Here is a 13,965-nt window from a genome sequence, read left to right as displayed (position 1 = left end):
AAGGGCAGACTGATGTTCTTAATTATATTAATAAAATCGCTCATCATTGGCGGCCTGGTTGGCGTCGGTGTTGGCGCCGGGGCTGCACGCATGTTTCATGCGCCTACCACTCAGGGTATGGGCGCGTTTCGTACGTTGGGGGAACTGAACTCCTGCGAAGGGGATCCGGCGTCCCACTTCTCCTTTGGGTTAGGTTTCTTCTTTAACGCCTGGGCCTCTTCCGTGGCCGCAGGTGCCTTCACACAGGACGTTGACCACCGCATCATCCCGAACTGGGGTGCTGCTGCACTGATGATTAAAAACCGTAACGTCGGTGAAACGCTGCATGACCCGCGCAAAATGGCGATTGCCTGCGGCATCATCGGCATGATTGTCGTGACCTTCCTTAACCTGACCGCCTCCTCCGTTCCGGCAGCGCTTCAGGTGACCGCCGTGAAGGTGCTGGTACCGGCGGCGAACCTGCTGGTCAACACCGTGATGCCGGTGATCTTCTGGCTGGCGGCCATCGACGCGGGTAAAAAATCGGGCTTCTGGGCCACCATCTTTGGCGGCGCGGCACAGCTGATCATGGGTAACGCCGTACCGGGTCTGGTACTGGGTATTCTGATTGGTAAAGGTGTTGAAGAGAGTGGCTGGAACCACGTCACCAAAGTGATGATGGCGGCGATCGTTCTGCTCTTCGTGCTGAGCGGCTTCTTCCGCGGCTTCGACATGAAGATGATCGAATCCTTCCATCTGACCGTGCCGAACTGGCTCGACATGATCCACAACTCGCTCAGCGGTAAATAACAGGAGCCTCTAAATGGAACAGAATAAAGGTTTTTGGTATGCCGACTGGTCGTTCCCGATCTTCGTTGGCCTGCTCTCCTCCGGCGTCTTCGCCGGGACGCACATGTACTACCTCTACGGCATCGGCGCGTTTAACGAAGTGGCCTTCGTGGCGATGCTGAAAGCGGGAATCGATACCGGCGTCTACGGCGCGGTGGCGGCGTTCGGTGCTAGCTTCCTGTTCGCCCGTATTATCGAAGGCTCGCTGGTGGGTATTCTCGATATCGGCGGTGCGATCCAGACCGGCGTGGGCCTCGGCGTTCCGGCGCTGCTGCTGGGCGCGGGGATCATGTTCCCGGTGACCAACTTCATTGCCGCGCTGATTACCGGCCTGGTGATTGGCCTGGCGATTGGCTACGTCATCATCCTGGCGCGTAAGTTCACCATCAATCAGAGCAACTCCACCTACGGCGCAGATGTGATGATGGGCGCGGGTAACGCCTCCGGCCGCTTCCTCGGGCCGTTGATTATCCTCAGCGCCATGACCGCCTCCATTCCAATCGGCGTCGGTTCCCTGGTAGGCGCGCTGCTGTTCTACATCTGGCAGAAGCCGATTACCGGTGGCGCCATCCTCGGCGCAATGATTTTGGGCTGGCTGTTCCCGGTCGCCCTTTAATACCCGCGGGCGCTTCGGTGCCCGCTTTATCAGGAGATCCTCATGTTTGATTTACTCCTGCGCCGTGCGCGCCTCGCCGACGATACCCTGACCGATATCGCCATCCAGGACGGGAAGATCGCCGCGACAGGCGACATTGACGCTCCTGCCCGCAAAACGGTTGAGCTGAACGGCGACGTGTTCGTCAGCGCGGGCTGGATTGACTCCCACGTCCACTGCTACCCGAACTCCCCGATTTACCACGACGAGCCGGACAGCGTGGGCATTGCCACCGGCGTCACCACCGTGGTGGACGCGGGCAGCACCGGCGCCGACGACGTGGACGATTTTTACGCTATCACCCGCAAGGCTTCCACCGAGGTGTTTGCCCTGCTGAACATCTCCCGCGTGGGGCTGATCGCCCAGAACGAGCTGGCCAACATGGCGAACATTGACGCCGATGCGGTGAAGCAGGCGGTGACGCGCCACCCGGATTTTATCGTTGGCCTGAAGGCGCGCATGAGCAGCAGCGTGGTCGGTGAAAACGGCATCACCCCGCTGGAGCGCGCGAAAGCGATTCAGAAAGAGAACGGCGACCTGCCGCTGATGGTGCACATCGGCAACAACCCGCCGAACCTCGATGAGATTGCCGAACTGCTGAGCTCCGGCGACATCATCACCCACTGCTACAACGGCAAGCCTAACCGCATTCTGACGCCCTCCGGCGAGCTGCGCGCCTCCATTACGTCTGCGCTGAAGCGCGGCGTGCGCCTGGACGTCGGCCACGGCACGGCGAGCTTCAGCTTTGAAGTGGCGAAGCGCGCCATTGCGATGGGCATTCTGCCGCATACCATCAGCTCGGATATTTACTGCCGCAACCGCATCAACGGCCCGGTCGGCTCGCTGGCGAGCGTGATGTCGAAATTCCTCGCCATCGGCATGTCATTGCCGCAGGTGATTGACTGTGTCACGGCCAACGCCGCCGACGGCCTGCGCCTGACGCGCAAAGGCCGCATTCAGCCTGGCCTCGACGCCGATCTGACGCTGTTTACGCTCAAGCGCCAGCCGACGGTGCTGACGGATGCCGAAAACGACAGCCTACAGGCTGAACACATTCTGATGCCGCTTGCCGCGATCCGCGCGGGCAAGGGCTACATGACCGAACAAGGGAGCACGGAACATGCCTTCGATTTATGAGAAGTACAACTTAAAGCAGGTTATCAACACCTCTGGCCGCATGACGGCGCTGGGTGTCTCCACGCCGCGCCCGGAAGTGGTGCAGGCGGCGATGGACGGCATGAATCACTATTTCGAGATGAAGGATCTGGTCAATAAAACCGGGGAATACATCGCGAAGCTGCTGGAGGTGGAAGGGGCGACGGTGGTCTCCTGCGCGTCGGCGGGCATTGCCCAGTCCGTGGCGGCGGTGCTGGTGAAAGACAGCGACTGGCTGCTGGAAAACCTGCACGTCACACCGATTGAAAACAACGAAATCGTCCTGCCGAAAGGCCACAACGTGAACTTTGGCGCGCCGGTGGGCACCATGGTGGCGCTGGGCGGCGGCAAGCTGGTGGAGGCGGGCTACGCCAACGAATGCTCTGCCGATCAGCTGGCGGCGGCGATCACTCCGCGCACGGCGGCGATCCTCTACATCAAATCGCACCACTGCGTGCAGAAAAGCATGCTCAGCGTCGAGCAGGCGGCGGTCGTGGCGCGCAAGCACGATCTCCCGCTGATCGTCGATGCGGCGGCGGAAGAAGATCTGCACGCCTACTACCGCTCCGGTGCCGATCTGGTGATCTACAGCGGCGCGAAGGCGATCGAAGGGCCAACCAGCGGGCTGGTGATCGGCAAAACCCAGTACGTTGAGTGGGTGAAGCGCCAGACGGCGGGCATTGGTCGCGCGATGAAAGTGGGCAAAGAGGGTATCCTGGGCCTGACCTGCGCCATCGAACACTACCTGACGGCGACCAAAGAGAGCGGGGCCGAGATGGTGGCGAAGATGACGCCGTTTATCGACGCGTTGAACACCCTGAACGGCGTGACCGCGCGCGTGGTCTGGGACAGCGCCGGTCGCGATATCGCCCGTACCGAGATTAAGTTCGACGAAGCCGCTACGGGCGTCGGCACGGGCGATCTGGTGGCGAAGCTGAAACAGGGCGAATACGCCATTTACTTCCGTGGCTATAAGGCCAACGAAGGGATTATCGAGGCGGACGTGCGCAGCGTGAATGCTGACCAGCTGAACATCGTGTACCGCCGCATTAGCGAAGTATTAGGACAGGAGAAAAAAGCATGAAACTGACCCCCAATTTTTACCGTGACCGCGTCTGCCTGAACGTGCTGGCAGGCTCAAAGGCCAACGCCAGCGCCATTTACGAGGCGGCGGAAGGTCATGTGCTGGTGGGCGTGCTCTCCAAAAATTACCCGGACGTGGCGAGCGCGGTTGCGGACATGCGCGAATACGCAGCCCTGATTGATAATGCGCTCTCCGTGGGGCTGGGCGCGGGCGATCCGAACCAGTCAGCGATGGTGAGTGAAATCTCCCGCCAGGTGCAGCCGCAGCACGTTAACCAGGTCTTTACCGGCGTGGCCACCAGCCGCGCGCTGCTGGGGCAGAATGAGTCCGTGGTCAACGGTCTGGTCTCTCCGACCGGCACCGTGGGTATGGTTAAAATCTCCACCGGCCCGCTGAGCAGCACCTCGCCGGACGGCATCGTACCGGTTGAAACCGCGATCGCCCTGCTGAAAGATTTCGGCGGCAGCTCCATCAAGTACTTCCCGATGGGCGGCCTGAAATGCCGTGACGAATACCAGGCGGTGGCGGAAGCCTGCGCCCGTCACGACTTCTGGCTGGAGCCGACCGGGGGAATCGATCTGGAGAACTTCGAGGCGATCTTGCAGATCGCCCTGGATGCGGGCGTGAGCAAAATCATCCCGCATATCTACAGCTCGATTATCGATAAAGCCAGCGGTGATACGCGTCCGGAAGATGTGCGCACGCTGCTGGCGATGACGAAGAAGCTGGTTAAGTAGAACCTGCCCCTCACCCTAACCCTCTCCCACCGGGAGAGGGAACCTTTACCCCCTCTCCCTTTGGGAGAGGGCTGGGGTGAGGGGAAACAAACCGCACACACCCGAAGGAGCCACCATGCACACCCGTACCCTGCTTGTCGCTTCACTCTCTTTACTTGCTACCTCTGCAATCGCTCAAACCCAGTACGCCTGGGTGGGCACCTATAATCCGAACGGTGAAGGGCTGTACCGCTTTACCGTCGATCCGCAAACCGGTGCGCTGAACGATAAAACACTGGTGAGCAAACTGCCGAACGCCGCGCAGTTAACCGTCTCACACGACGGCAAAACGCTGTATCTGGCAAGCGAAGTGGAGCAGGGCGTGGTGCAGGCGCTGCGCATCGGTGATAACGGCGCGCTGAACGAGCTGAATCAGGTGTCCTCCGGCGGCGCGGGGCCGGTGTATCTTTCCCTGACGCCGAACGGCAAACATCTGCTGGTGGCAAACTACGTCAGCGGAACTGTCGCGGTGCTGCCCGTTAACGCAGACGGCAGCCTGGGCGATGCTACGGACACCCATCAGGACAAAGGCGAACCGGGCGCGGCGAAGCCGGAAGCTGCCGTCGAGGGCAGTTTCGCCATCAGCGATCATAACGGCCCACATGCGCACATGATCGCCGCCGATCCGGGCGGGAAATACGTTTTTTCCACCGATCTGGGGCTGGATCGCATCTATCAGTACCGTTTTGACGATCAAACCGGGAAGCTGACTCCGAACGATCCGCCATTTATCAGCGCCTCCTCAAAAGGGGCCGGGCCGCGCCACTTCGTCTTTACGCCGAAAGGCGATGCCCTGTGGCTGATTAACGAAGAGGCGTCTACGCTCACCCATTATGCGCTGGACAGTAATGGCAGGCTGAAAGAGGGTAAAACGGTTTCAGCCTTGCCGGACGGTTATAAAGGCACCAGTTTTGCTGCCGGGCTGGCGCTAAGCGCCGACGGGAAACAGCTGTATGTCGCTAACCGTTTGCATAACAGCATCGGGCACTTTACCGTAACGGCGGAGGGTACGCTGACGCATCAGGATGATGTCTGGACGCGCGGCGACTATCCGCGCACCCTGACGCTCGATAAGCAGGGTCGCTGGCTGTACGTCATGAACCAGCGCAGCGACAACATTACCCGTTTCCGCGTGGCGCCGGACGGCAAGCTGAGCGCCGAGCCAGACTATACCCCGGTCGGCAGCCCATCCCAGATGGTCATTTCACCCTGAGCAGTAAGAGGACAACGACGTGCGATTTCCGAACCAACGTTTAGCGCAACTTTTCGATCTGTTGCAAAACGAGACGCTGCCACAGGACGAGCTGGCGCAGCGGCTGTCGGTCTCCACGCGAACCGTCCGGGCGGATATCACCGCCCTGAACGCGCTGCTGGCCAGCCACGGCGCGCAGTTCATTTTGAGCCGGGGCAACGGCTATCAGCTCAAAATTAATGATGTGGTGCGCTATCAACAATTGCAGGCGTCCCACCCGCGCGCGCTGCGTATTCCGCGAACCGGACCGGAGCGCGTGCACTATCTGGTGGTGCGTTTTCTGACGTCAGCCTTTTCCCTCAAGCTGGAGGATCTGGCCGATGAGTGGTTCGTCAGCCGGGCCACGTTGCAGAGCGACATGGTGGAAGTGCGCGAGTGGTTTCACCGTTACAACCTGACGCTGGAAACCCGCCCGCGCCACGGGATGAAGCTGTTTGGCAGCGAGATGGCGATCCGCGCCTGCCTGACCGACCTTCTGTGGGAGCTGGCGCAGCAGGACAGCCTGAACCCGCTGGTGACCGACGTGGCGTTGAACGCGGGCGTGGCGGAAAAGATGGTGCCGGTGCTGCACGATGCGCTGACGCGCCATCACATTCGCCTGACCGATGAAGGCGAGCTGTTCCTGCGCCTGTACTGCGCGGTGTCGGTGCGGCGCATCAGCGAGGGGTATCCGCTGCCGGAATTCCACGCGGAAGACGTGGAAGAGAACGTGCGTGAGGCGGCGAAAGATATCGCCGTCACCATTCAGCAACTGGCGGGCAAAGCGCTGTCGCCGTCAGAAGAGAGCTGGCTGTGCGTGCACATTGCGGCGCGGCAGATCCAGGAGATCGCCCCCAGTGCCATTAACGCCGACGACGACGAAGCGCTGGTCAACTACATTCTGCGCTACATCAACACCCACTATAACTACAACCTGCTGAGCGATGAGCAACTGCATGCAGATCTGCTCACGCACATCAAAACCATGATTACCCGCGTGCGGTATCAAATCATGATCCCCAATCCGCTGCTGGATAACATCAAGCAGCACTACCCGATGGCGTGGGATATGACCCTCGCGGCGGTGTCGAGCTGGGGCAAATACACCCCGTATGTGATCAGCGAAAACGAAATTGGTTTTCTGGTGCTGCATATCGGCGTCGGGCTGGAGCGCCATTACAATATCGGCTACCAGCGCCAGCCGCGGGTGCTGCTGGTGTGCGACGCCGGTAACGCGATGGTGCGCATGATCGAGGCGGTACTTCAGCGTAAATATCCGCAGATTGAGGTGACGCGCACGCTCACCCTTCGTGAGTACGAGCTTGCCGATGCCATTGGCGAAGACTTCGTGATCTCCACCGCCCGCGTGAGCGAAAAATCCAAACCGGTGGTGATGATCGCCCCGTTCCCGACCGATTATCAGTTAGAGCAGATCGGCAAGCTGGTGCTGGTGGATCGCACCCGCCCGTGGATGCTGGAAAAATACTTCGACGCGGCCCATTTCCGCATTCTCGACAAGCCTGTCGACCAGCAAACGCTGTTCCGCGAACTGTGCGGGCAGCTTGAAGGGGAAGGTTTTGTCGGCGCGGAGTTTCTGGAATCGGTTATCGAGCGTGAAGCCATTGTCAGCACCATGCTCGGCGACGGCATCGCGCTGCCGCACTCCCTCGGGCTGCTGGCGCAAAAAACGGTGGTCTACACCGTGCTGGCGCCGCAGGGCATTCAGTGGGGAGATGAAACCGCCCATGTCATCTTCCTGCTCGCCATCAGCAAAAGCGAGTACGAAGAGGCAATGGCGATTTACGACATCTTTGTCACCTTCCTGCGTGAACGCGCGATGGCGCGCCTGTGCCAGTGCGAGAATTTTGCGGCGTTTAAGGCTGAGGCGATGGAGAGTTTGAGTCGGTTTTGACGTTCAGGCGGACAGAGGATATCCGCCTTCATTCAACGCAGATGATGCACAACCTGGTTGCTGCTGCCGCGCCAGATAAGCATAGGATCTTTTAGATCCTGCACGAACTTGCCGTCGACCAGGACGTTAATCAGATCCACCACTTCCATCTGCTGCGCATTTAGTTCATCCAGCTTATAGCCCGTCCAGACCCAGATGTCTTTTCCTGCGCACTCGCGGCGGATGCGTTTTACCAGCTTCAGGATCGCCGGCACGTTTTGCGGATGGAGCGGGTCGCCGCCGGAGAGCGAGATCCCCTGGCGTTTGATGCGCGTGTCGTTCAGGTCGTTGATGATGCGGTCTTCCATCTCAGCGGTAAACGGCATACCCGAGTTCAGGCGCCAGGTGCTTTTGTTGTAGCAGCCGGGGCACTCGTGAACGCAGCCTGATACAAACAGGGTACAGCGGGTGCCGGGGCCGTTGACGATGTCGACGGGGTAGTACTGGTGATAATTCATAGCGTTAACCTGATGCCCTCACCCCGGCCCTCTCCCACAGGGAGAGGGAGAAAACCGGTGGCCGGAATAACAATGTGCTCGATCGGTTCCCTCTCCCTTGAGGGAGAGGGGTAGGGTGAGGGGGAAACCCTGCGCAGAACTTACCCGATCTGCCCATTCCCCAGATGTTTCACCCTGCGCTTCACCTCTTCCTGCTTCCCGGCGTTAAACGGACGGGCATCCGGGCTGCCGAGGTAGCCGCACACGCGGCGGGTCACGGAGACGCGGGCTGCGTCGTGGTTACCGCATTTCGGGCAGGTGAAGCCTTTGCTGGTGCATTCGAACTCACCGGTAAAGCCGCACTCGTAGCACTCGTCAATTGGCGTGTTGGTTCCGTAGTACGGCACGTGCTGATAGCTGTAATCCCACACGTCTTCCAGCGCCTTCAGGTTGTGCTGAATGTTCGGGTACTCGCCGTAGCAGATAAAACCGCCGTTCGCGATGGGCGGATAGGCCGCTTCAAAGTCGATCTTGTCGTACGGGTTCACCTTCTTCTCCACATCGAGGTGGAAGCTGTTGGTGTAGTAACCTTTGTCGGTCACGCCTTCCACGATGCCGAACTCAGCGGTGTCCAGACGGCAGAAGCGATCGCAGAGGTTTTCGCTCGGCGTGCTGTACAGGCTGAAACCGTAGCCAGTTTCCTCTTTCCACTGGTCTACCGCATCGCGCAGGCGCTGCACAATCGCGATACCTTTCTCACGCAGGGCGTCGTTGTCATAGATGTGCTTGTCGCCAAACAGCGCGTTAATCGTTTCGTGAATGCCGATATAGCCAAGAGAGATCGATGCGCGACCGTTTTTGAAGATCTCCGACACATCATCGTCCGCCTTCAGGCGAACGCCGCAGGCTCCTTCCATATAGAGAATTGGCGCGACGCGGGCTTTCACCCCTTCAAGACGGGCGATGCGGGTCATCAGCGCCTTACGTGCCAGCTGTAAACGTTCATCCAGCAGCGTCCAGAAGGCCGCTTCATTCCCTTTAGCTTCCAGCGCGATGCGCGGCAGGTTCAGGCTGATGACGCCCAGGTTGTTGCGCCCGTCGTGGATCTGCTCGCCGTTCTCATCTTCGTACACGCCGAGGAAGCTGCGGCAGCCCATTGGCGTTTTAAACGAACCGGTGACTTTCACCACCTGGTCGTAGTTGAGGATGTCCGGGTACATACGCTTGCTCGCGCACTCCAGCGCCAGCTGCTTGATGTCATAGTTCGGATCGCCAAACTTGTGGTTCAGGCCGTCACGAATGGCGAACACCAGTTTCGGGAACACCGCCGTTTTACGGTTTTTACCGAGGCCGGAGATGCGGTTGCGCAGAATAGACTGCTGGATCAGGCGTGATTCCCAGCTGGTGCCGAGGCCAAACCCGAAGGTCACAAACGGCGTCTGGCCGTTGGCGGTGTGCAGCGTGTTTACCTCATATTCCAGCGACTGGAACGCGTCGTAGCACTCTTTCTCGGTGCGGGAACGGGCGTAACCGTCGGCATCCGGGATCTGCCACTCTTCCGCCGTTTTACGGTGTTTGTTGAAGCTCTCGGCCACGAACGGGGCCAGCACTTCATCGATGCGGTTAATGGTGGTGCCGCCATAGATGTGGCTCGCCACCTGGGCGATGATCTGCGCCGTGACCGCCGTCGCGGTGGAGATGGATTTCGGCGGCTCAATCTCGGCGTTACCCATTTTAAAACCGTGGGTCAGCATGCCTTTCAGGTCGATCAGCATGCAGTTAAACATCGGGAAGAACGGCGAGTAGTCGAGATCGTGATAGTGGATCTCACCGCGCTCGTGCGCAGACACCACGTCGCGCGGCAGCAGGTGCTGGCGGGCATAGTGCTTGGCGACGATACCGGCCAGCAGGTCGCGCTGGGTTGGGATCACTTTGCTGTCTTTGTTGGCATTTTCATTAAGCAGCGACGAGTTGGTTTGCTCTACCAGGCCGCGGATCTCCTGGTTCAGGCGACCGCGTTTCTCACGCTGGACGTCACGGTCGTGACGATACTCAATGTAGGCGCGCGCCAGCTGCTTGTACGGACCAGACATCAGCTGGTTTTCAACCGCGGTCTGGATCTCGTTGATATCCACCTGGCTGCGTTCATGCATCTGGCTGCTAACGACTTCTGCGACGGTGGCGCAGTAATCTGCGTCATCGACTCCCGCTGCTTTAGCTGCACGCAGAATGGCTTCTTTGATGCGCTCTGATTTAAACGGCACTTTACAGCCATCACGTTTCATCACATGCGGTGTCATGATCACTCCATTTTAAAAACAGGTTATCCACAAAGGTGGAGAAGTATTCACCGGACGTATTCCTCGCCGCGGCAAAGACTTCCCGCGTGCCCAGCTCGTGTTATCCACAATTCCGGCCAGCGTTTGCGCCGTCTTGTTGTTGGAATAGTAGACGATAAATACAAGATGTTGGGTCGGCGTGCATTTTAAGTGCTACATATAGTGATTTGCATCAAACAAGTTTGCGATTTTTTTGATGCAGGACAAAGTAAAAAGACGAGAGTACAAACGGCGGGCGCTGGGGCAATTGTAAAGACTCGAAGGAAAAATCTGATTAATTATTCAACAAAAACAAGCGCTCAGCAGAGCCTGTGCTGAGCGCTGCTCGATTAACTCACCCCGCAGGCCCAGCTCAACCCTGCCTGCAAAAAGGCTACGGTAACGATGCAGCCCAGTACCAACGGGATGAGAAGAGAGCTTTCGGGGGCATCGTCCTGTTTTTGAGAACCTTCATTACTCAGCGCAGACATCGCCTCTTCCCGCGTACGCGCCGCCAGCAATTGCTCACGCACCCGCTCATCCGTGAGTCTGCTGGTCAGCGTCGTCAGCAGGAGCATATGCGTACTGCCTGCTTCCGCTGGCGGAATGGCGAGCAGGAAAACCATCCTCACCTCTTCATCACCCTCCAGCCCCGGCCAGCATATCGGATCGTCAAAGAGCGCCAGACAAAATGCCGCCTGTTGCACCGCCTCGGTTTTACCGTGCGGGACGGCGAGCGCTTCACCCAGCGCGGTAGGGCCTTCACTTTCGCGTTGTAAAACGCTTTCGATAAATGCCTCTCGATCGTTGATGACATTCCGCCTGGCGAGCGGCTCGGTGAGCCAACGGATCACTGCTTCCGGCGTACGTTGGGGCGGGTTGATAAACACCAGATCGGGATGCGTCAATGCCAGCAAGTTCATATTAAGCCTCAATCAAAAAATCGCAGGTTGCGGAGGGGAGGATCGCCGTTACCGGTTGCATCGGCTCTTCCAGATAGTTGATCTGCCGTAACACTGCCAGACTTTCCGGGACGGGAGCCGGTTGTGTCCCGGCGTTAAATACGCGTAAGACGGTGCCATGCAGCAGCTGCGCATGGGGCAGAGCGGAAAGGATGAGCGGCTCCGGCACGGTCAGTAGCGAGAACTCTGCCGGAAGCCTGCGCTCGGGCAGACGCAACGAAAAGCGCTCAAGACGGTGATCGAGCGTGTGTAGCGTTTGCCGTTGGTAGGTGAAGGGCTGTCCAACCGCCTGATTTTCCAGCTGGCGCAGCGTGAGGTGGTCGGCGTTGTCGGCCAGTGCGACGGTGAATGAAAAGCGCAACGGTTTCAGCAACTGGGCATCAGGAGTCTCAACCACCGTATTATTGATGCCGGAGGCCCGACCCGGTCGCCATTCGAGATCGCTGCGTCCGAGCACGCCCGTCGATTTAAACATCGTCAGGGCAATAGCAGCGGGTTCGCTGCCGATAATCTGAAATTCTTTCATGCCACGGCTAGTCACAACCAGCGCTTTACCCGGTTCCGTGACAGCGATAATGCCCTCGCTGGTTTCGATATCCACGGGCTTCTCGCGATAGCGTTCTTGCCAGTGTTCACCGTCATATCCCGTTTCGCGCTGGATGATTGCGAAGGGCTGTGAGGCGATAGCGTGACGGGTGTGAACATCGCTGCCGATCAGTAAACGTAGCCGGTGATCGCAGTGGCTGTTTTCCAGCGAAGCCTCGACATACAGATTCGGATCGTCGTGGCGTAATTCGCAGACCAGACGAATGGATAACGGCGTTCGGGCCGTATCCTGACGGCTGGCGAGATCCTGCGGAAGACGCATTGTGGCCTCGACGGTCAGCTTTTCGACAAGCGGCGTTTTTACGCCGTCGACGAGCGTAAAATGCGAACAGCGCGTCGGCGCGTCGCCCGCAAGCGGTGAGAAATCGTAGCTGTCGCCCGCGTCCGCGCAGTCTTCAAAGGTAAAGAAAGAGGGGATACGTCTGCCGCTGCGTTTGTCATGCAGGGTAAGCGTTCCGGCATACAGCGACAGTCGATAATGCGCATTCTCAATCTCGCTGCCCTTTATCTTTTCAGACGCCAGGAAAGGCGCAGGGTCTTCTTCAACGTTAACGGTGAGATAGCCGATCGGCGGCAGAACCGGTGTCTTTACCGCAACGTGCCAGCGGTAATAAGGGAGAAGGGGCGTCTCGCACTCGCCCTCGGCGGTAAGGGAGATCGCCGTTCCGCCGGGCAGAATGTCTCTTTCCAGGACGTCGAAAGGGATGGGCTGCCCCTGATGCGTCAGGGCGATATTATCCGCCCGGCTATACAGGGTGGTTATCACCACGCGCTGCGTTGGGGTAGCTAGCGGGTTAAAGATCAGCAGGTCGCCATCCTGAACGCAGGCGGCGGCCAGGGTTTTCACCACCAGATTCCACAGGCTATGGCACAGCTGTTCGGTTTGTTCCATACGATGCAGAATGTCGCGGTTGGTGGCATCGCTATTACAGCCGCCAATGGAATCGTGGGCATGGTTTCGCAACAGCTTTTTCCAGAGGGTGTCGACTACCGCGAGGTTGACCGGAATCCCCTGGTGACGCGCCATTGCGATTGTCGGCTCCAGCTGTCGCAGGATGAACTGTTCAACCTCATCGTTTTTCTTTTTGATGTCGTAGCGCACGGAGCCGATCGTTTTATGGATGCGGGTGTAGCGCGGCGATTTCAGCTCTCCTTCCAGGAGCTCAAACTGTTCACGCTGCGCGCGAAGGGTTTCTACATAACGCTCCAGAGAGCTGATGAAGTAACGGTCCTGATCCGGGGACTGTGCGCTGGCGACCTCCAGGATTTTCGGCAGCGCCGGGTCGATGCTGACCTGATCGCCGCCGCAGGGCAGGAGCAGGTCGTTTAGACCGGCCCGTGAACGCAAAAGTGTGGTCATCGGGTAGATTTTTCCCCGGAGATGGGAGGCTTCCGAACGCATGTTTTTAGCCGCGCCATAACCGAGCGCCATCACACAGGCGATGACGGTCGCACCTGACGGTGCGCGCCAGAGGAACTGGCTGCTTTTGGCGTGCCTGTCGTGATCGATACCGCGCCAGAATACGATATTGTCGATATTGCAGCCCTGCAAGATCGTGGGCATTTGCGCATTGTGGCCAAAGGTATCCGGAAGATACCCAACCTGCATCGCATGCCCCAGCGTCCGGGCAGAAAAAATGCCGTACTTCAGGTTGCGGATAATCGATTCGCCATGCACGTTGTAGGTGTCCGTCTGGGTATACCATGGCCCTACGAAGATCCTTTTTTCTCTGACCAGCTTTTCCAGCCTGGCGCGATAATCAGGATTGATGGCGAGAAAGTCCTCCACTACCGCCATCTGTCCGTCAAGGTGATAGCAGGTGTAAGCGGAGTCCTGCTCCAGCGTGTTGATGACGTCCGCAAAATTATATGACGCCAGCACCATGCTGTCCTGACGGGTGAAATACCACTCCTGATCCCAGTGCGTATGGGCAATGACGTGGATCTGATTCATGACGTTCC

General features: G+C 58.7%; 11 protein-coding genes. 7 read left to right on the top strand and 4 right to left on the bottom strand.

The features are described from left to right. The first annotated feature begins 12 nt into the window (after positions 1-12). The 7 genes from O1722_RS20720 to O1722_RS20690 all read left to right on the top strand — a co-directional run bounded on the left by O1722_RS20720 (position 13) and on the right by O1722_RS20690 (position 7,641). Positions 13-789 carry a DUF4311 domain-containing protein gene (locus tag O1722_RS20720; RefSeq protein WP_006810337.1) on the top strand — a complete coding sequence of 259 codons (777 nt, stop codon included), beginning with the start codon at positions 13-15 and terminating at the stop codon, positions 787-789. Between the two features lie 13 nt (positions 790-802). Then, positions 803-1,444 (top strand): DUF4310 family protein, encoded by a 642-nt coding sequence (locus O1722_RS20715; RefSeq protein WP_015572508.1) that lies wholly within the window; start codon positions 803-805, stop codon positions 1,442-1,444. A 42-nt stretch (positions 1,445-1,486) separates the two neighbouring features. Continuing rightward, on the top strand, positions 1,487-2,620 hold the full coding sequence (locus O1722_RS20710) for an amidohydrolase/deacetylase family metallohydrolase (RefSeq protein WP_017383915.1): 1,134 nt from the start codon (positions 1,487-1,489) through the stop codon (positions 2,618-2,620). Then, complete coding sequence (locus tag O1722_RS20705; protein WP_017383914.1) at positions 2,604-3,722, top strand: DgaE family pyridoxal phosphate-dependent ammonia lyase; 1,119 nt, start codon at positions 2,604-2,606, stop codon at positions 3,720-3,722. Before O1722_RS20710 ends, O1722_RS20705 begins: the two co-directional genes overlap by 17 nt. After that, positions 3,719-4,459 carry a 2-dehydro-3-deoxy-phosphogluconate aldolase gene (gene dagF / locus O1722_RS20700; protein WP_033487889.1) on the top strand — a complete coding sequence of 247 codons (741 nt, stop codon included), beginning with the start codon at positions 3,719-3,721 and terminating at the stop codon, positions 4,457-4,459. Before O1722_RS20705 ends, dagF begins: the two co-directional genes overlap by 4 nt. Before the next feature lie 115 nt (positions 4,460-4,574). Next, positions 4,575-5,711 carry a lactonase family protein gene (locus O1722_RS20695; protein WP_032652328.1) on the top strand — a complete coding sequence of 379 codons (1,137 nt, stop codon included), beginning with the start codon at positions 4,575-4,577 and terminating at the stop codon, positions 5,709-5,711. 19 nt (positions 5,712-5,730) lie between these two features. Beyond that, positions 5,731-7,641, top strand: coding sequence for a BglG family transcription antiterminator (locus O1722_RS20690; protein ID WP_023295816.1), 1,911 nt, complete (start codon positions 5,731-5,733; stop codon positions 7,639-7,641). Positions 7,642-7,673: 32 nt separating this feature from the next. Here the strand turns inward: O1722_RS20690 and nrdG are convergent, their stop codons facing one another. The 4 genes from nrdG to O1722_RS20670 all read right to left on the bottom strand — a co-directional run bounded on the left by nrdG (position 7,674) and on the right by O1722_RS20670 (position 13,957). Then, positions 7,674-8,138, bottom strand: coding sequence for an anaerobic ribonucleoside-triphosphate reductase-activating protein (gene nrdG / locus O1722_RS20685; protein ID WP_023302982.1), 465 nt, complete (start codon positions 8,136-8,138; stop codon positions 7,674-7,676). A 140-nt stretch (positions 8,139-8,278) separates the two neighbouring features. Beyond that, positions 8,279-10,417: an anaerobic ribonucleoside-triphosphate reductase gene (gene nrdD / locus O1722_RS20680; RefSeq protein ID WP_015572514.1), complete on the bottom strand. Its 2,139-nt coding sequence runs from the start codon at positions 10,415-10,417 to the stop codon at positions 8,279-8,281. 368 nt (positions 10,418-10,785) lie between these two features. Next, on the bottom strand, positions 10,786-11,358 hold the full coding sequence (locus tag O1722_RS20675) for a PTS sugar transporter subunit IIA (RefSeq protein WP_033487891.1): 573 nt from the start codon (positions 11,356-11,358) through the stop codon (positions 10,786-10,788). A gap of 1 nt (position 11,359) precedes the next feature. Beyond that, positions 11,360-13,957: a glycoside hydrolase family 38 N-terminal domain-containing protein gene (locus tag O1722_RS20670; RefSeq protein ID WP_033487892.1), complete on the bottom strand. Its 2,598-nt coding sequence runs from the start codon at positions 13,955-13,957 to the stop codon at positions 11,360-11,362. Positions 13,958-13,965: the final 8 nt, after the last annotated feature.

The organism is Enterobacter cloacae complex sp. HYC003_NIDB, assembly GCF_056673375.1.
Note: the sequence above shows the minus strand (reverse complement) of the source record. Positions and strands in the feature narration are given on the sequence as shown.